Raw genomic sequence first — 19004 nt, 5'->3', positions numbered from 1 at the left:
CACTTCAAACAAATGAAGTTAAAAGAACAATTATGGAACTAATCTACTTTGCTACCGCGTTCGTTTGTGGCTTTGCTGTTTACCAGTTAAAGCTGCCTCCTCTTATCGGCTTTTTATTAGCGGGTTTTGCACTCAACCTATATGGATATAAGACAACCGAGCTGCTAAATACCTTGGCAAGTCTTGGTGTTACTTTGTTATTGTTTAGCATTGGTCTTAAACTCAAAGTATCTAACCTAATGAAGCCACAAGTATGGGCGCCAGCCTCAATGCATATTGTTTTGAGTAGCACGCTGTTTAGTGGTTTTATGTTGTTATTAGGTGCCTTAGCACTACCTTTATTTAATGAGCTGACTTGGCAAAGTGCATTATTAGTCGGCTTTGCCTTTAGCTTCTCAAGCACCGTATTTGCAGTAAAAGTACTTGAAGAGCGCGGTGAAATGGCAAGCCTTCATGGTAAAATTGCTATTGGTATCTTAGTTATGCAAGATATCTTTGCGGTTATCTTCTTAGCCATCAGTACAGGTAAAGCCCCAAATATTTGGGCACTGGCATTATTAGTCGGCTTACCAGTTTTAAGACCTGTGATGTTTTGGGTATTAAACCGCTCAAAGCACGGTGAATTATTGCCGCTGTTTGGTTTTTTCTTTGCACTTATTATTGGCTATCAGGCTTTTGAGTTCGCGGGCCTTAAGGGTGATTTAGGCGCTTTGATCATTGGTATGATGTTCGCTTCACATAAAAAAGCTGGTGAGTTATCAAAGTCGTTACTTAATTTAAAAGACATATTATTAGTCGGCTTTTTCTTAAATATTGGCTTGAATGCAGAACTGACAACTCATGCAGTGATCGTTGCAATCATCATTATATTAGTCTTACCATTAAAAGTTGCTCTTTATTATGTGCTAACAAACACATTCAAATTACGTGCTCGTACTTCTTTGTTAAGTGCCTTCAGCTTAGCTAATTATAGTGAGTTTGGCTTAATTGTGTGTGCTGTTGCCGCCACCAGTAATATGATCACCTCTGAGTGGTTGGCAGTGATGGCTATTGCTGTGTCGATCACCTTTATTTTAGCTTCGCCATTAAATAAGCGATCAAATGAAGTTTATGTGAAAATTGAACATTGGCTGCTTAAATTTGAAAGTGATAGTCGTCTTGCTGAAGAGCTGCCCGTAAACCTTAATGATACAAAAATTGTTATATTTGGCATGGGTCGCATTGGTACAGGTGCTTATGAAACAATCAGCCAAACCCATCCAAATCTTGTCGCAGGTATTGATATAAAGCCTGATGTTGTTGATAAACATATCAAACGCGGTCGCCGTGTATTGCTTGCAGACGCCACTGACCCTGATTTCTGGCAGCGTGTAAATCACTCACATGTAGGGATGGTGATGCTTGCGATGCCGAAGCATATGCAAAATATTTTTGCTTTAGAGCAACTTCGTGCTTCTGGCTATGAAGGTCAGGTTACTGCTATCGCAAACTACCCAGATCAGCAAAAAGAACTAGAAGATATGGGGGTTGACTCGACATATAACTTCTATTTAGAAGCTGGAAGTGGCTTCGCTGAGCATGTAAAACAAAAACTTTTCTCTTAATGTAAAAAAAAATTATCAGTACCTCCAGATGGTACTGATAATTATTTTCACTGTATTCAGTTAGTTGGCTAACTAGTTTTCTTTCCTCAACAACCCCGTCCCCACATTGGGTTAAGCCTATTTACAAAGCTTTACATCCAGATTAGCAATCAGGCTAAAAAAAAGAGTAGAATTAATTCTAAGGTGCTTAGCTAAGTATCTATTTTTAACACAAAAAAGTTTAGCCATGTTGTGATTTCGTTATCTCAAATACAGCGCGGTTAGATTGATTGAGGTTGTTTAAATGAAAAATAAGTTTACCAACGAGTTTTTAGCAAATACGGATGATGCACGTGGTGGGAAACTTTCAGATATTCAGCAGCAACTTGATGAGTTACAAAATAACGGCATGACTGCTTTGGATATTAGAACCGTGCTATTCAACAAGATGCTCGATGTATATCAAGTACCTAGTGATCATTTTCTTCGTGACTGTGAAACACCTGAACGAATCGACGACCCAGCTATTGCCCTCAAGCTAAATAAGCTTGGCTTTACGAAAAAGCGTCGTAACCAACTACACTAATACGCCGTAATTAATTTAGTGGCTGTTATTCTGAGGGCCTACATCCCTCACTAAATAGGCTGTTTCTTGCCCGTCACAGCCTATTTTCTCTCCCCTTTTTACCGTATCATCTAGCTTTAAAATTTCTTTGAGATAAAGATGGATACAGCTCCACTCAAACGCGCCATAAATACTAAGATGCCATTTGGAAAGTATGCTGGTCGCCCTTTATTATTGCTGCCAGAGCCTTATTTGGTGTGGTTTAAACAACAAGGATTTCCTGATTCCCAGTTAGGTGCACAACTAGCGATGATGTATGAAGTGAAGCTCAATGGCCTAGAAAAAATGCTAATGCCATTATTAGATGAAAAATAATTAACCTTTTTTCGAACTTTTATAATTAAGTGCGGTCTATTACTTTGCTACTTGTTTATTTTTGGTTTTAATCTTTAAAAAGCGCCTTAGGCGCTTTTTTTATGCCTGCAAAAATACCTGTAATCTAAGACTTAATTAGTCTTGAACAAGCGAATCACAAATTTTGCTCCACCTAATGGTGAATCACACACTTCAGACTGCCCTTGATGCCAACTGACAATTTTAGCGACAATTGCAAGACCTAACCCAAAGCCACCTGTTTTCTTATCACGGCTTTTATCTAAACGAGTAAATGGCTTAAAAATACTTTGCCACTCAGATTTAGCGATCCCTGGACCATCGTCTTCAACACTAATTTGTATCGAATCACCTAACTCTTCAAGGCTCACATGAATTTTGTGGTTTGCGTATTTTTGTGCATTGCCTAATAGGTTTTGAATACAACGCGCCATAAAATGCTCGTCACACTCGTAGTAAAGCTGCTTAGGTGCACTCACTGCTACCTCAATGTCAGTAGCAAATTCGAGCTTATTCACCACACTGTTGATAAGCGCAGTAAGGTCACAAGAACGTGGTTTTAAACTCGGTTGATGTGAATCAAGCCGCGCATATTCCAGCATTTCGGAAACTAATGCCTCAAGCTCTGCAATATCAGCCTGCATGTTATCAATGTAAGTATAAGATTTTTCATTCTCAACTTGCTCTTCAAGCATAGCAATTGCAAACTTTAAACGAGCAAGTGGCGTTCTAAACTCATGAGAAACAGAAGAAGTAAGCTCTTGCTGTGCTGCTAGAAGGTATTGGATACGCTCTTGCATCGCATTGAGTGTATCTGTGATTGGCAGGAAAAAGGATTTGGAAGCGTCTTGTAGTTCGAAGTCTTGCGCTCCTCCTACAGCTTCACAGGCAAGTGTGAGTTTATTAAAATCTCGCCATAGTAATAAGCTCCATAGCCCAATAGGCAAACCAATTACAGTTAATAATAAAAAGTAAGGCCAAACTGAGCTAAAATTTGGGTTTTCAACAGAAAGTGGACCTACTTGCAAAAGCTGTGTGTCGTTGATAGCAATATACCAAACCACCTTTTGCTCTTTATTAAACAAATACAGATGATGATCATTTTTGAGCTGTGATTTTAAATCATCTGGTAAAGCAAGGTCTGAGAGATTAATCAATTCGCTTTCATACTCTCGTTGTAGCGAAGCTAAACCATTATCCGTTTGGCTTAATAGCCATAGAGATTTACCAAATTCTTGGTCGAGGGCGATTTGTTGTTGAGTTTCTTCGTAGGGCCATAACTGTTCTATGACCCCACTAACAAGAAACAGAGAAACTATTATATAAAGATATAAGCTTGCAAATAGTTTCCCCATTAATGTTTACATATCCCATGCATCAGATACAAAGAGGTAACCTTGTCCCCAAACTGTTTTAATTCGGTATGGTTTATCACTGTTATCACCTAGCTTCTTGCGGATACGTGATACGCGTACATCAACTGTACGGTCTAAGCCATCATACTGACGGCCAATCATATGCTGGTGCACATGTTCACGGCTTAACACTTCACCTGCATTTGATGCGAGTAACCAAAGTAGCTCAAACTCATGGGAAGTCAGTGTAATTTCACTGCCTTTTAGTGTAACGATGCGGCTAGTTTTATCAATAGTTAAATCACCAAAACTAAGCTCTTCAGGTGCCTTGTTAGTAGCTTGTCCACGACGTAATAACGCATTAATACGCGCTAATAATACACGAGGCTCAGCAGGCTTGATTACATAATCATCTGCGCCGAGCTCCAAACCAATCACTTGGTCAAAGTCTTCACCTTTTGCTGTTAACATTAAAATAGGTAAGCTGAATTTATCACGAACCTGACGACACACACTAAAGCCGTCTTTACCCGGTAACATGACATCTAAAATCATTAGATCAACAGGGTTGTTTTCAAGGTATTCAAATACTTCATCGCCGCGTTCAAGGACCGCAACATCCAACCCATTATGCTGAAGGTAATCACGTGTTAACTGCTGTAAGCCGAGATCATCTTCAACAAGTAAAATCTTTGCCATTGGTTGCTCCTAAATTAAAAAAAGCTCCACGGTGAGCGTAACCTACGCCTCGTTGTTTTTGCTTCGGTGCTTTGCACTTCGACTTTTGCTGTCGCAATTTTACTCCCCGTGTGCGGATTGACTAAGGAGTATATTGTTTCAATCTGAACCCGCGCTTTATGGCTGAAAACCCCTGAACTAGTGTCGTTCCAGCATTGAATTTTCTGATTATTTTGGTACAAACACAAATCTTGAGGCTGTTGACTTTGCCAACTCATTTTTAACTCAAGATCACAAAATTCGTGCTGTTGTAATACAACGCACACTTTTGGTGTGATATCAAACTGAGTCGCTTGTGCATAGCTTGGGGAAGCCCAAATAACAGCAACAAACACACACAGACTAAAAGCAAAATACTTCATATTAAAAAATATGATTGAATCCTATAAATGCAGTCATCGAGTACGTGTGTTCAAAAAGCGGACTGTCATCCACGGCTGAGTAGTCATAATATGCTAAATGAAAACGAAGAGAGTTAGCCTCACTCAGGGGCCAACGGGCGTCGATTTTAGCATAAGGTTGCCAGCTACTGCCAACATCAATTTCCCCATATGAGGACTCTTCTGCCGATAAACCATAAAAATAATCATTTAGTCTGGCTGATTTGTACCAGATCCCTAGGCTAGGTGCGATCGATAAGTTTCCTATACGGTGATGTGATTGCCATTGTAAAGCACTACGCAAACCGTTATAAACTCCGGAAACATCGGTCAACGCTTGTACAGAGATAACATGATTATTTCGAATATAGTGATAACTTAAGCCAGCATCTAAAGCCCAGCGTCTTTTTTTAATATCGCTTGTAGATACAGACTTTTCTGCCAGTTCATTACTGGTGGTCGATTCAACAATAAAACTATTTGATGTTTGCAGTGCAAATATATTACTTGGATGGAAATCTATAAAGAAACGCGTCTCAGGGTTGAACTCAGTAACAAAGTTAACGACGTGACTATCACTCTCTTGTAATGAATAACCTAAACGGCCATTATCAAAGAACCATTTTTCACCATAAAAAGCGATTTCAGGCAGCACGAGCAAAGGTAAGTTATCACCTCCATGAAGTGGATTCGTGATCACCCCCGCACCTGTATTAATACTTAGATGCCATTGCTGGGTATCAATCTGTTGATTTGCCACACGGCTTTCACGTTCAGTGCGCGTTGAGTCATCAGCGCTTGCTTGACTCACTAGCATGCCAAATATGGCATAAACCAGTGCGCACATCCTGATCGTTTGAGATTTCATTGTTATTTTACGACCAAAGAAATTTATGCAATAAAAGCATAATATCAAGATGTGAACAAACTGTCGTTGCAAGGTTACAACTATTCACAAATTTGATACATATATCGATTAAGTTTGTTACTCTTCGACGATTTCTATGCGATTGCGACCATGCTCTTTTGCTAAATAAAGCGCTTTATCAGCTTTAGCAATCAGTTGTTCCGGTTTACTATTTTTAGCTTTAATAGCAATACCAAAGCTTGCTGTCACTTGGCTTAACACCTTGTCAGATTTAGGATTTTTAATTTGTAGTTTAGTAACAGCCTGACGTAGTTGCTGGGTAAAGTTAGTCATATCACTAATGCTGGCAAACTGAGCCGTGAAACAAAACTCTTCGCCACCATAACGATAAGCTTGGCCAACACTTGAAACATGCTTAAGTAGTTTTGCTGAAACAGCTCGTAAAACTTGATCTCCTTTTTGGTGACCAAAGGTGTCGTTAAACTGTTTAAAGTGATCGATATCGACCATTGTAAGCACGGCGACTTCAGCTAAATTATTAGTTTGGCAAAATCGCGTTATATCTTCATCAAACTTACCACGATTATAAAGCCCAGTCAGAGGGTCTTTTTCAGCTTTACTTCTTGACCTAACAAGCTCTTGCTTTAGCTCTGTAATTTCGGAGTACGCCATAGCGAGTTGGTTTTGAAAATCTTGCGCACGGCTTTGCAAAGCTGCCGACTCATCACTTAAACGCTCTACACAATCAAGTACATCATCAAAGCCACTTTCTTGGCTTATATCAGCACTCGTTAGTGTTTCACGACACTCTTGCAGCGCCTGATTAAATTCAGTTGAGTAATTTAGTGCTTCGTTAATATCTTGATGTACCTTGCCAACAACATCGTTAAAGCCGCTAGAGAGCTGATAAAATAGTGCCAAGTCATCCCGAGATAAGTACTTATCGAAAAGCCGTTTTGCCTGCTCATGACTACAAGTATTGTGTTGTTTAATAATACTATCGAGCTCTTTACTTAACTTTTGATTTTTATCACTCACATAGCAATACCAAAGCGCATAATTAAGCGGCGTAATTGGCATCTTGTATTTTACCATTAGAGGAATTGCTAGCTTCAGACAATGGCTCGAGTAGCTTAAAGAGTGGTCGGCTTGCGCTGAGAGTATCATGAGTCTAGGCCATGAAAATTTTTATTATTTCAATTAAGTTAACAACACCCAAAGAAAAATCAATGAAAAAGGATTTTGACAGACTAAAACCAGTAAAAACCACGAAAAAATTTTACAAAAACCAATACTAAATAACTAATTAAAGTGTGCGGTTGTATCTATGTAAAAGTTTAAATTAAAGTCAAAGCCACTAGTTATTAAGTTAAATTGCTTGCTGGGTAAGCGATTGAGCAATACTCCAAATCGCGTTGAGTGCAGGATCATGACGCTCTTTATTTAGTACGGCTAGACCAATTTCGAAACCTGCAATAGTTTGTTCTGCATCACTAACAATTTGCACTTTATCTTTGAGCGGGCTGTTATCCAGTACTATTTTTGGCACCATAGCAATACCTAAACCTAGACTCACCATAGAGACCATAGCTTCATGACCTGCAACCTGCGCATATATACGGCCATGAATATTTTTTTTACGCCACCACTGCTCAAGGCGCTGCCTTGATAAACCTTGCTCAGCAACAATAAATTCTAAATCTGACCAATCAATTTGCTCATTTGCTGACAGTTTTTCGCTGATCGGGCACACAATTTTTGGCGCAATCAATACTAGTGGCGAATAACCAACACTAGTAAAGGCAATTTGTCCCGGTAGTTTTGTTGGTTTAGCAGCAATTGCCATATCTTCATGACCATCTAAAACACGATTTATTGCTAATGCAGGGTCACCAGTATTCAAAGTAATTTCAATATATGGGTGCTGCATACGCAGTTGTTCAAGTATTTGATGTAAAAAACTATATGAGGCAGTTACAGAGCAATAAATACTGACATTGCCATAAACATGCTGTTGCGGCTCTTGTACATTAGCTTTAAAACGATGCCAGTTAGCAAGCGTCGCATTAGCGTACTCAATAAATGACTCACCCTCGCGGGTTAATTTTACGGTGCGATTATCCCGATTAAATAACACCACCCCAACCTCTTCTTCGAGTTGCTTGATGTTCCGACTCAAGGTTGGCGCACTGATATGGCAAAGCTCACTGGCTCTTGCAAAGTGTAGCGTCTTTGCTAACGCCAAAAAGTAATTAAGATGTTTATGATCCATACCACCACCATTTCATTTTATGAAATACTTTAATTCAAATATATCATTTTACGCAAGGTAAAAAATTGCATAGTGTTAAGACATACAAAGAACACTACGTCGGTTCTTTGATTTTCTAACAAAATTGTATTTATAGGACACTAACAATGGCGAATTATTTTAATACTCTTCCTTTAAGAGAGCAGTTAGCGCAATTAGCGCAGTGTGAATTTATGGACCCAGCAGAGTTTGCTGATGGTGTAGACGCTTTAAAAGGGAAAAAACTCGTTATTGTCGGTTGTGGCGCACAAGGCCTTAACCAAGGTTTAAATTTACGTGACTCAGGTTTAGATGTTTCTTATACATTGCGTGAATCAGCTATTGCTGAGCGTCGTCAATCTTTCTTAAACGCATCTGAGAATGGTTTTACTGTAGGCACATATGAAGAGCTTATCCCAACAGCAGATGTAGTATTAAACCTAACACCTGATAAACAACATACCGCTGTTGTAAATGCTATTATGCCTTTAATGAAGCAAGGCGCAACGCTTGCTTACTCACATGGTTTCAATATTGTTGAAGAAGGCATGCAAATCCGTGAAGACTTAACGGTTATCATGGTTGCACCTAAGTGCCCTGGATCGGAAGTACGTGAAGAATATAAGCGTGGCTTTGGTGTACCAACATTGATTGCGGTTCACCCAGAAAATGATCCTCAAGGCCATGGCCTAGCTCAAGCTAAAGCTTATGCAGCTGGTACCGGTGGTCATCGTGCTGGCGTATTAAAATCATCATTCATTGCGGAAGTTAAATCTGACTTGATGGGTGAGCAAACGATTCTATGCGGTATGCTACAAACCGGTTCATTACTATGCTTCGACAAAATGGTTGAAAAAGGTATTGATGCAAGCTACGCGTCTAAACTAATCCAATACGGTTGGGAAGTGATCACTGAAGCACTTAAGTATGGCGGTGTTACTAACATGCTTGACCGTTTATCAAATCCAGCAAAAGTAAAAGCATTTGAATTAAGTGAAGAGCTTAAAACAATTATGCGTCCACTTTACAATAAGCATATGGATGACATCATTAGCGGTGAATTTTCTCGTGGCATGATGGCTGATTGGGCTGAAGATGACGCAAAATTACTAGCTTGGCGCGCCGAAACAGCAGAAACCGCATTCGAGAAACAACAAAATACAGATCAAGAAATCAGCGAGCAAGCATTCTTCGACCAAGGTATTTTAATGGTTGCCATGGTTAAAGCAGGTGTTGAGTTGGCCTTCGAAACCATGACTGCGGCAGGTATCATCGCTGAATCTGCTTACTATGAATCACTACACGAAACGCCACTTATCGCGAATACCATTGCTCGTAAGAAGCTTTTCGAAATGAACCGAACTATTTCAGATACTGCAGAGTATGGCTGTTACTTATATAACCACGCGTGTTTACCGTTGCTGCAAGATTTTATGAAAAATATCGATACAGATGTAATTGGTAAAGGTCTTGATAGTGCTAGCAACCAAGTTGATAACCAAACCTTGATTGCCGTGAATAAAGCACTGCGCGAGCACCCGGTTGAAATTATTGGTAGCAAGCTACGTGGTTACATGTCAGCAATGAAGAAAATTGTTTAACCCTGGAAAGTAAGTTTCGCTTGTTAGAAACCAAGCCCAATTGCTTATATGCTTTGGGCTTTTTTTTTGTCCCTACATTGATTCGTCATCTATAAAGTGTATGCTAAAATTACTGACTTAAATGTTGTAAACTAAGACACTTTCATGGCGTTAAATCAACTCACCATTACTAAAAAAATTACACTGCTTGGCAGTTCTATCGCCCTAATTGTTGCTGCGTTAATCGGCGCAACGGCTATATATAGTGCAAAACAAATCATTGAACAACGAATGATTGAATCTGAACTACCTAGCAAATTGCAAGCAATTGATAATTATATTACTCATGATATAAATCAAATGATCAGTGCGGCAGAGCAGCTATCTAGTAACGAATTTGTATTAGAATGGGCTCGCTCAGGTAATACTGATGACAAGACTTTGCTTAAAGAGCTCAACCGCCTTGTTAAGCAATACGACTTAGCAACTGCTTCGTGGGCTAATCGAGAAACTGCACAATATTGGAACCAAGATGGCTTTTTGCGAGTTTTAACCAAAGAGCAGGATGGCTGGTTTTATGCGTTTACCAACACTACACAGCCTTTTTCAATCAGTATCTATCAAGAATCACCCACTGATGTAAAAATGTTTGTAAATCACCAGCAAACCAATGGGATTGGTTTAGCAGGCCTTGCAAAAAGTATTGACGATATGCAAGCAATGTTACAGCGTTTTAAAATTGAAGAGACTGGTTTTGTTTACATTGCCGATAAAAACGGCCTAATTCAGCTTCATAAAGACGAGAGCAAAGTCGCCAAAGCTAAATTAGATGACGTTTATAAAACTGCTATCACTCGTTCTCTGTTAACTCAAAGTGAATTCAATTTACAGGAAATCGATCTTGATGGTGAAGCGACATTAGTAGCCGCAAGCCCAATCCAAAACACAGATTTATTTGTCATTGCCCAAGTACCTAAGCACGAAGTATTTTCTAGCATCCAAGTTTTACAATGGCAAATTATCAGCTTTGCAATTGTTATTGCCCTCATTGCAAGTTTTGCAGGGCTGGTGCTGGCACGTACACTATCATCGCCGCTGTCTAAAATGGCAGAGTTGTTTACTCGTTTAGGCTCTGGTGATGCAAATTTAGCTTATCGTTTGCCTGCTTCAGAACAACCTGAACTCGCTAACTTGTCAGCAGGCTTTAACCAATTCATCTCTAAGATTGAGACTGCTATCAGCCAAGTTGCTCAGGAAAGTAGTGAAATAAGACAAAGCGCTGATCATGTGTTTAAGCAAGCACAGAAGAACTCTGAAGCGCTAGATAATCAAAAAGAACAAACAATTTCGGTCGCAGCAGCGATTAATGAAATGGGTGCGACAGTGCAAGAAATTGCCTCAAGCGCAGCTAATACGGCTAAACTCACTGAAAACAGTAAACAAAATACCGAACAAAGTCATACTCAGGTAACACAAAGCAAAGAAGCAATTATAGAACTTGCATGCGATATCGATAACATCACTGAGCAAGTAAACGAGCTTGCAAATAAAACGCAAGCTATCGCCAGTATTGTTGACTCTATCAGAGGTATTTCTGAGCAAACTAACCTATTAGCACTTAATGCGGCGATTGAGTCAGCTCGTGCTGGTGAGCATGGTCGCGGTTTTGCAGTTGTAGCCGATGAAGTAAGAGCATTAGCAAACCGTACTTCACAATCAACAACTGAAATTCAAACGATGATCAGTGAACTAACGAATACGTCTGATCTAGTGGTTAATCATATCAATCACTCGAAATCACAAGCACAGTTAAGCGTTGATGCAATGCAAAGTTCAGTTGAATTGCTCAATGCCATTAACGATGCTGCCAATGAAATAAACGATATGGCAACCTTAATAGCGACTGCTACCGAAGAGCAAAGTAACGTAGTGGCAGATGTGGGCCGAAACATTGAGCAAATAAGCGATATTAGTGACAACGTAATGCGTGAACAAATCGACAGTGAACAAGCAATCAAAGATTTAGCAAACAGTGCTCAAACTCTTGATGACCTTGTTGCGACCTTCGATAAACGCTGACACGTTTTGTAACAGTTAACCCTGACCCTTTTTCATTCACGGCCTATACTTAAATGGTATTAGGCCAAGAATTAAGAGGGTCAGATGAAATTACCTAGCATTGTTTTAGCCTCAAGCTTTTGCTTATTAACAGCGTGTAGTAGTACAGAAAATAACACCGCTCCCCCACCACTTGCTTTGACGCAAAGTAATACGTTTACTCAAACCTCAGTTGAAACTCAACAAGAGATTTTTGCATTAAGTAAACATATAAAAGAGCAACTTGATAGTACCTTTCCAAAAGACAGCCGGTCATTACAAAGCACTAAACGTTTGCTCAAGTTCCTTTTGCAAAATGGTGATGCTTCTTTATCTTATCAATCTGGCGCCACCTTAACGGCCAAGCAAGCCTATTCAAATTTAAATGCTAATTGTTTATCGTTATCGATTTTAGCCTACAGTCTTGCTGAGTATCTCGGCCTTGAAGGACAATTTCAAAAAGTACATATTCCAGAATATTGGGCACTTGATAATGGCTTTAATTTACTCACAGGCCATATCAACTTAAAAGTAAGTGAGGCTCAAAAGCTCGTGGTAAATAGAAAAGTCATTTACCCAGAAGAGCGCTCTTTAGTGATAGATTTTGACCCTAACAGCCGCCAAGAAGCGTTTAAAACCAGCAACATCAATAAAGCCCGCATCACAGCAATGTTTTATAATAATAAAGGCGCAGCTGCGATGCTAAAACATGATTATGATACTGCTTTTAGCTATTACAAAGCAGCTGTTAATATTGATAGCAACTACTCAGGTGCTTGGGGTAACCTTGGGGTATTGTTCAGATTAACAGATGACTATCCAAGAGCTGAAACAGCCTACCAATACGCGATTAGTTTAGATCCAGATAACAACACCGCATTAGGCAATTTAGCCAGACTCTATAATCTGACCAATCGCGAAGAGCAAGGCCAGGCGATATTAGCCAAGCTTGATAATAAGCGCCAAGCAAACCCCTATTATCACATTTCTTTAGGTAATGATGCTTACACGACCGCCCGTTATCAAGATGCAATAAAGCACTACAAAAAAGCCCGTGACTTAAACCCAACCCTGCATGATACTGATTTTGGTTTAGCGAGAACCTATTATCAATTAGGTGACCTAAAGCTCGCTAAAAAGTACTTAACTATGGCAAACAATAAAGCAGACTTTGATCATGATAAACAGCGTTACGAAAGTAAGTTACAAGCGCTTCGCTCGCATACTGCAAAGCTTATTGATTACCGCTAGTGCTACACTAAGCACTGCGCAAGCTTTTGCCAGTACAGATTTAGAACGAGACGTCATAACGCTAACATCGGCTCAATTTGCTGGGCGAAAAACGGCGACTCAAGGCGCTCAGTTAGCCGCCGAATTCATAGCTGATCGCTTTGTAGTACTTGGCTATTCGGTTAATGAGCAAAGATTTACTTATCAATCAGGGCTCTTTGGCAAGGCTAATGGGCGGAACATTATTGCGACTAAAAATAGCCTCTGTGAAAAGTGTAAAAAAGTTATTTTTACTGCCCACTATGATCACCTAGGGCAAAAAGGTAATCGGCTCTACCCAGGTGCGAACGACAATGCCAGCGGAGTTGCCGCTTTACTTTATTTAGCTGAGCACTTTGCGCAAAGCCCTCAGCCCTATCAATTAGTTTTTGTTGCAACCGATGCAGAAGAAAATGGCCTACATGGTAGCGAGTACTTGGTATCGACACTTAATAAAGACGAAATCAAACTTAATATTAATTTAGATATGCTCGTTGTGAATCCCAGAAAACCGCGTATCTATGCATTTTTAGATAATCAATCATTAGCACATTATCAAGCTGACATTAAAATTCTATCTGATGAACAGTTAACCTTTATGGTAACTAGCTCGTCAGCGAGGCTAAATCGGTTATTTGATCTCAAAGTTGATTGGCGTAGAGCAAGCGACCATTATTCATTCGCTAAAGCGGGGATCCCTTATATTTACTTTGGTATAGGACATGACAAACACCACCACCAAAGCACAGACACGACGGCGCACATCGACTTTACACTATTCGAATATGCCATAGCGAAAATAGCCCTATTTATTGAAAAGCTTCCAAGTTAGTTATTTAGGTAGCTCAGACGTTAAAACAAACTGTCTTTTTTGTGCTTTGCTGAGCTTTTTTACACTTATTTCTAGTTTAGTTGCTTCACTACGGTTACCCACCTGCTGTTGATAGATAAGCGTTAGAGGCCCTTTTCCCTTAAGATTTTTAGCACCTTTTCCAGCTTGATGCTGAGCGAATCTTTTTTCAACATTGGTACTGATCCCTGTATACCAATGACCTAAACGTGTTTGCACTATATACAAACACCACATGACATCTGAGTTATCGCTGTTTTTTAAAGGCTGATGTAAACTTTTTGGGTTTGCAGTGGTCAAATTTGTGCCTCGTGGTTTTTAATCGCATTTCAGTAAAAACAATTACTGAAAAGGGTTTTACCTTCTGTGACTAATCGGTATCATGCAGTGTATAAAAAATAAGGATTCAAACAAATAATGCAGTCGTTTAAAACTTTTTCTTTTTGGTTAGTACTTACCCTTACTTTAAGTGCTACAGCAGGGTGTTCAAGCTGGGTTTACCGTATCAATATTCCTCAAGGTAACTTTTTAGAACAATCAGATGTAGATAAGCTACGTGTTAATATGACTCGCGAGCAAGTACTGTATGTTCTAGGCAAGCCAGTAGCAGAAGACTCTTTTGATAAAAATACGTGGCATTACCTGTATGTATTTAACATTGGCCGTAGCAACGAGCAACGTAAGTCACTCACTATTAACTTCGAAAATGATAAGCTTGTTTCGTTATCAGGTGACTACGAGCAACCTAGCGAATTTAATACGCCGCTTGAACAAGAGTAATCTTAATTCTAATTAATTAAGGGTAGCCTGAGCTACCCTTTTTTATGCCTTGTTTAGTGGCCTTCCGCCAGTCACTTTATTGGCACGTCCTTCTTCTTTGGCCTTTTCAGCTCGACGTCTGCGCGCATCCTTTGGATCAGCAATAAGAGGTCGATAAATCTCAATACGATCCCCTTCCTTTACTTCTTGATTAAGCTTACAGGTACGGTTCCAAATACCCAGTGTTAAGTTATTTGCGTCTATTTCAGGACACTTATTGATAATACCCGACTTAATCACCGCTTGCTCAGCTGTCGTGCCTATCGGCACTTCTACTAATAAACTGGTTGCCGTTGTTGGTAAAGCAAAAACTACTTCAACAGTTATCATGGACGAACTCCGTACACAGTTTTAGCACGCTGCGTAAATGCATTAACCATATTTTTAGCTACTTCGTTAAATACTTTTCCAAAAGCCAGTTCGATAAGTTTACTCGCAAATTCAAACTCAAGATGAAGGTGTACTTTGCACGCTTTATCGTCCAGCGGTAAAAATTGCCATTTACCTTGTAACTTTTTAAATGGGCCATCAACTAAGCGAAGTGCAACAGTTTGCTCATCAATAAACGTATTTTCGGTAGTAAACCACTTTTTTAAACCCGCTTTTGAGATCTCCAAACTGGCCGTCATGCCACTAGCTTGTTGCGTGATGATTTTAGCATCTGAGCAATTTGGCAAAAACTCTGGATAAGCATCAACATCATTCACTAAATCAAACATTTCTTTGCTGCTGTACATTACAAGCGCACTTTTTTCTATTTGCGGCATATTCACTCCCAACTTTGTCGGCGAATTTTAGCAAGCTTTGGCTATTTCCCCAAATTTTAGTAACACGAAAATATCCGCAAAGCCTTAAAAAAGCGATGTAAAAACGCTGTTTTTACGTATAATATGGGCCACTATGGCTAAGAAAAAATCATCTAAATCGACAAGTAATACCATCGCGCTTAACAAAAAAGCGCGCCATGAGTATTTTTTACACGATAAGTTCGAAGCAGGGGTTGAACTACAGGGCTGGGAAGTAAAAAGTATCCGAGCTGGTAAAGTAAACATCTCTGAGACTTATATTCATATTAAAAACGGCGAAGCATTTTTACTTGGCAGTCAAATTCAGCCTCTCAACAGTGCTTCTACTCACGTAATTTGCGATCCACTTCGTTATCGTAAGTTACTTTTAAATAAACGTGAAATCGATCGTCTTATCGGTGCAACAGAACGCGACGGGTTTTCACTAATCGCAACTGCAATGTACTGGAAAAAATGCTGGGTGAAGTTGGAGTTCCACCTTGCTAAAGGTAAAAAGATGCACGATAAACGTGAAGACGGAAAGAATAAAGATTGGGCACGAGAAAAAGAGCGCCTAATGAAACATAAAGCTTAATTTATGAAATGAGCCTAACTTTCGTGTTAGGCTCGTACCCCTTACAAACACTCACTTTTTACAAAAATATCAATACCCTCTCTAAAAAACCCATCCTTTTTTGCTATTCCAAATCAGTACGTTTACATGATATCAATCTTTACCGTGACAACTTCACAACTTTTTCACAATTACACAAGGATTGAAATTTATGAAGAACACCCACCGCTTTCTACAGCGACCTCTCTACGCATTTACTATTGCAGCACTAAGTGGCACAAGCTTTATGTCTATTGCTGCTGAGTCAGATGGAGCTGAAAAGGTCGAGCGTATTGAAGTTACAGGTTCTCGTATTAAACGTTCAGACATTGAAGGGCCATCACCGGTACAGTCAATAAGTCGTGCAGACATAGACAATATGGGCTACGACAACCTACAACAATTATTAGAACGTATGCCAGTTGCAGGTAATGGTACTTTCTCTACTCGCGGCAATAACCAAGACTCTACAGCTAATGGGGCTGCTGCGGTAAGTCTCAGAGGCTTAGGCTCTGATGCAACATTAGTACTTATTAATGGCCGTCGTGTTTCAATAAGTGCTTTTGCGGAAAGCATCACCAATTCATTTGTAGATATCAACTCGATTCCTGTTTCAGCGATTGAGCGTATCGATATTTTAAAAGATGGTGCATCGGCAATATATGGTTCTGATGCGGTTGCAGGTGTAGTTAATATCATCTTAAAAAAGGATATTAATGGTCTAGAAGTAAACCTTGGATATGGTGGTACTGATGGTCCTAACTACGAAGAAAAAACAGCAAGCCTCGTTTGGGGTACCAGTACAGAAAAAAGCAGCGCATCAATTATTATTGATTACTTTAACAACTCAGCACTCTCCTCTGATGAAATGGGCCGCCTAGGTACAGCAAACCAAGAACCATATGGTGGTATGGATTTCCGTTCATCCCGTGGTTTCCCAGGCTACTTTTATGTAGATGGTGAAAAAACCATTGATCCAGCATGCCCTGCAGAAAATGCGACAGCAAGTGGTAGTTGTTTATTTGACTATGGCCCGTATGGTTACGTAACCCCTGCATCTGAACGTGTTGGTGCTATTTCGCAGTTTGAATATAACTTTGATAATGGTATATCGGCATTTTTAGAAGTTGCAGTACAACACAATAGTTCGCAAGCAGCTGGTGCACCGACTCCGCTTGATGAAGATGCCGGCCTTACAGTGCCAGCAAACCACCCTAACAACCCGTTTGGCCAAGATATCGAAATTGGTCGCTACAGAACAGTAGATGCGGGCCCCCGTCAATGGGATATCGAATCAGATACACTTCGCTTTGTTGCGGGCCTAAAAGGCGAGATCAGTGACTGGAGCTGGGAAGCAGCCGTTCAAAAAGGTCGAAGTAAATCAATGCAAACAGGCGATAGAAGCCAAGGCTGGGTGCGTACTGATTTCTTACAACAAGAAATCGATGCGGGTAACTATAACCCTTTCGGTGGCACCTATAATGACCAAGCAGTTATTGACCGTATTACGACAAGCTTAGTTCGTCGTGGTGAGTCTCATATGACATCATTTGATGCAAATATCAGTGGTGAAGCATTTAGCTTTGGCGATGATGTGGTGATGATGGCTGCCGGTATTGAATACCGTGAAGAAGATGTGAGCGATATTCCAGACGATCAATTCCAGCGTGGTTTAATCTTTGGCACTGAGTCAGTATCAGCCGCTGCAGAACGCGACCAATATGCAGCTTATATTGAGTTTTCAATTCCTCTTGCTGAAAATTTAGAGCTACAATTAGCAGGTCGTTACGATGATTACAGTGACTTTGGTTCAACAACAAACCCTAAAGTAGCTGTACGCTGGGCGCCAACAGACTCAATTACTGTTCGTGGTTCATGGGCACAAGGTTTCCGAGCACCTTCACTAGCACAGATTGGTTTAGGCCCTTCTGAAGAAAGCCAATTCTTCGTTGATACATACCGCTGTCAAGCGACAGGACTTGACTGTAATGCCCTTGATTACAATATCCAATTTGCGGGTAACCCTAACCTTGAAGCTGAAGAATCAGAGTCATGGAATGTTGGTTTCATATGGGCACCAACCGCTGAATTTGGTTTCGGTGTCGATGTATGGAGCATTACGCAAGATAACAAGATAGATGAACAAGAATTCGGCCCTATCTATGATAATAACTGTAACGATCAAAACAGCACTGTGTGTGTGCGTTTAGCACCACAAAATGGTCAAAGTTTAGGTGTAATCCAAAAAGTTTACAGCACCTTTGAAAACGTTTCATCGCAAGAAGTATCGGGTGTTGATGTGTCGGCAAACTACACTCATGCTATGAACGATTACGGCTTCTTAAAATTCAATTTAGAATGGGCATACCAAAACGAATTTAAAAAAGATGGTCGCGATTACACAGGCGAGTACCGTTATCCTGAAAACCGTTGGATTTTCTCTACAAACTGGGAGATGGGTGATTTCAATACCAATGTAAATGTGAGCTACACTGGTGAGTTTGAAGATACACCAGACATCGACTTTGATGGAAACTTAGACTTTGATAGCAACACATCACGTATGGTTGATTCGCAAACACTGGTTGATTTACAAACTGCGTATAACTTCTCAGATAAAATCAAACTATCTGTGGGTGTGAATAACGTGTTTGATGAAGATCCTCCGTTTGCAATCGGTGATGGTGATGGCGACTTATATGGCTATGTGTCGAGCGTACATAACCCACGTGGTCGTTATTTCTATACTAAACTAACAATGCGCTTTAATTAATCGCGTTGAGCTTAAAAACAAAAACCCGCCAATTGGCGGGTTTTTT

Annotated in this window: 19 protein-coding genes; 10 read left to right on the top strand and 9 right to left on the bottom strand. The window is 40.0% G+C overall.

What is annotated here, in order from left to right; all coding sequences use genetic code 11:
- Window positions 1-32 precede the first annotated feature (32 nt).
- From EVU92_RS09845 to EVU92_RS09835, 3 genes are all read left to right on the top strand, one after another.
- Window positions 33-1604, top strand: a complete 1572-nt coding sequence (locus EVU92_RS09845; RefSeq protein ID WP_130051079.1) for a cation:proton antiporter family protein — start codon at window positions 33-35, stop codon at window positions 1602-1604.
- A 283-nt stretch (window positions 1605-1887) separates the two neighbouring features.
- A complete protein-coding gene (locus tag EVU92_RS09840; RefSeq protein ID WP_130051078.1) occupies window positions 1888-2169 on the top strand; it encodes a hypothetical protein in 282 nt (93 codons plus the stop codon).
- Window positions 2170-2307: 138 nt separating this feature from the next.
- Window positions 2308-2523 (top strand): DUF3820 family protein, encoded by a 216-nt coding sequence (locus EVU92_RS09835; RefSeq protein ID WP_130051077.1) that lies wholly within the window; start codon window positions 2308-2310, stop codon window positions 2521-2523.
- 131 nt (window positions 2524-2654) lie between these two features.
- On the opposite strand, the gene EVU92_RS09830 is transcribed toward EVU92_RS09835, so the two are convergent.
- The 6 genes from EVU92_RS09830 to ilvY all read right to left on the bottom strand — a co-directional run bounded on the left by EVU92_RS09830 (window position 2655) and on the right by ilvY (window position 8154).
- Window positions 2655-3896, bottom strand: coding sequence for an ATP-binding protein (locus tag EVU92_RS09830; protein ID WP_130051076.1), 1242 nt, complete (start codon window positions 3894-3896; stop codon window positions 2655-2657).
- 6 nt (window positions 3897-3902) lie between these two features.
- Window positions 3903-4595, bottom strand: coding sequence for a response regulator (locus EVU92_RS09825; protein WP_054562019.1), 693 nt, complete (start codon window positions 4593-4595; stop codon window positions 3903-3905).
- Between the two features lie 14 nt (window positions 4596-4609).
- The gene (locus tag EVU92_RS09820) at window positions 4610-4996 is read right to left on the bottom strand and encodes a DUF3019 domain-containing protein (RefSeq protein WP_130051075.1); all 387 of its coding nucleotides are present in this window, start codon (window positions 4994-4996) and stop codon (window positions 4610-4612) included.
- Between the two features lies 1 nt (window position 4997).
- On the bottom strand, window positions 4998-5831 hold the full coding sequence (locus EVU92_RS09815) for a MipA/OmpV family protein (protein WP_130052263.1): 834 nt from the start codon (window positions 5829-5831) through the stop codon (window positions 4998-5000).
- Window positions 5832-5999: 168 nt separating this feature from the next.
- Window positions 6000-6977, bottom strand: coding sequence for a GGDEF domain-containing protein (locus EVU92_RS09810; RefSeq protein ID WP_233786745.1), 978 nt, complete (start codon window positions 6975-6977; stop codon window positions 6000-6002).
- A 274-nt stretch (window positions 6978-7251) separates the two neighbouring features.
- Window positions 7252-8154, bottom strand: coding sequence for an HTH-type transcriptional activator IlvY (ilvY, locus tag EVU92_RS09805; protein ID WP_130051073.1), 903 nt, complete (start codon window positions 8152-8154; stop codon window positions 7252-7254).
- Window positions 8155-8300: 146 nt separating this feature from the next.
- On the opposite strand from ilvY, the gene ilvC reads away from it, so the two are divergent.
- The 4 genes from ilvC (at window position 8301) to EVU92_RS09785 (ending at window position 13950) form a co-directional block, all read left to right on the top strand.
- A complete protein-coding gene (ilvC, locus tag EVU92_RS09800) occupies window positions 8301-9773 on the top strand; it encodes a ketol-acid reductoisomerase (protein WP_130051072.1) in 1473 nt (490 codons plus the stop codon).
- A gap of 144 nt (window positions 9774-9917) precedes the next feature.
- Complete coding sequence (locus EVU92_RS09795) at window positions 9918-11831, top strand: methyl-accepting chemotaxis protein (RefSeq protein ID WP_130051071.1); 1914 nt, start codon at window positions 9918-9920, stop codon at window positions 11829-11831.
- Window positions 11832-11915: 84 nt separating this feature from the next.
- The gene (locus EVU92_RS09790) at window positions 11916-13100 is read left to right on the top strand and encodes a tetratricopeptide repeat protein (protein ID WP_130051070.1); all 1185 of its coding nucleotides are present in this window, start codon (window positions 11916-11918) and stop codon (window positions 13098-13100) included.
- Entirely contained in the window at window positions 13087-13950 is an 864-nt protein-coding gene (locus EVU92_RS09785; protein ID WP_168990005.1) for a M20/M25/M40 family metallo-hydrolase, read from the top strand. The genes EVU92_RS09790 and EVU92_RS09785 overlap by 14 nt, the downstream gene beginning before the upstream one ends.
- Here EVU92_RS09785 and EVU92_RS09780 read toward each other — a convergent pair whose 3' ends face one another.
- Window positions 13951-14268 carry a GIY-YIG nuclease family protein gene (locus EVU92_RS09780; RefSeq protein WP_240701308.1) on the bottom strand — a complete coding sequence of 106 codons (318 nt, stop codon included), beginning with the start codon at window positions 14266-14268 and terminating at the stop codon, window positions 13951-13953.
- Between the two features lie 117 nt (window positions 14269-14385).
- Here EVU92_RS09780 and bamE point away from each other — a divergent pair, with 117 nt between their 5' ends.
- Window positions 14386-14748, top strand: coding sequence for an outer membrane protein assembly factor BamE (bamE, locus tag EVU92_RS09775; RefSeq protein WP_063528054.1), 363 nt, complete (start codon window positions 14386-14388; stop codon window positions 14746-14748).
- Between the two features lie 42 nt (window positions 14749-14790).
- Here the strand turns inward: bamE and EVU92_RS09770 are convergent, their stop codons facing one another.
- Together EVU92_RS09770 and EVU92_RS09765 are read right to left on the bottom strand one after the other, a co-directional pair.
- The gene (locus EVU92_RS09770) at window positions 14791-15117 is read right to left on the bottom strand and encodes an RnfH family protein (RefSeq protein WP_130051068.1); all 327 of its coding nucleotides are present in this window, start codon (window positions 15115-15117) and stop codon (window positions 14791-14793) included.
- Complete coding sequence (locus EVU92_RS09765) at window positions 15114-15554, bottom strand: type II toxin-antitoxin system RatA family toxin (protein WP_130051067.1); 441 nt, start codon at window positions 15552-15554, stop codon at window positions 15114-15116. Before EVU92_RS09765 ends, EVU92_RS09770 begins: the two co-directional genes overlap by 4 nt.
- A gap of 133 nt (window positions 15555-15687) precedes the next feature.
- Here EVU92_RS09765 and smpB point away from each other — a divergent pair, with 133 nt between their 5' ends.
- A complete protein-coding gene (gene smpB / locus EVU92_RS09760; RefSeq protein WP_063700124.1) occupies window positions 15688-16167 on the top strand; it encodes an SsrA-binding protein SmpB in 480 nt (159 codons plus the stop codon).
- Window positions 16168-16432: 265 nt separating this feature from the next.
- A complete protein-coding gene (locus tag EVU92_RS09755; RefSeq protein WP_233786807.1) occupies window positions 16433-18958 on the top strand; it encodes a TonB-dependent receptor in 2526 nt (841 codons plus the stop codon).
- Window positions 18959-19004 lie beyond the last annotated feature (46 nt).

The sequence above is a fragment of the Pseudoalteromonas sp. MEBiC 03485 genome (assembly GCF_004195145.1).
GTDB classification, from domain to species: domain Bacteria; phylum Pseudomonadota; class Gammaproteobacteria; order Enterobacterales; family Alteromonadaceae; genus Pseudoalteromonas; species Pseudoalteromonas apostichopi.
Note: the sequence above shows the minus strand (reverse complement) of the source record. Positions and strands in the feature narration are given on the sequence as shown.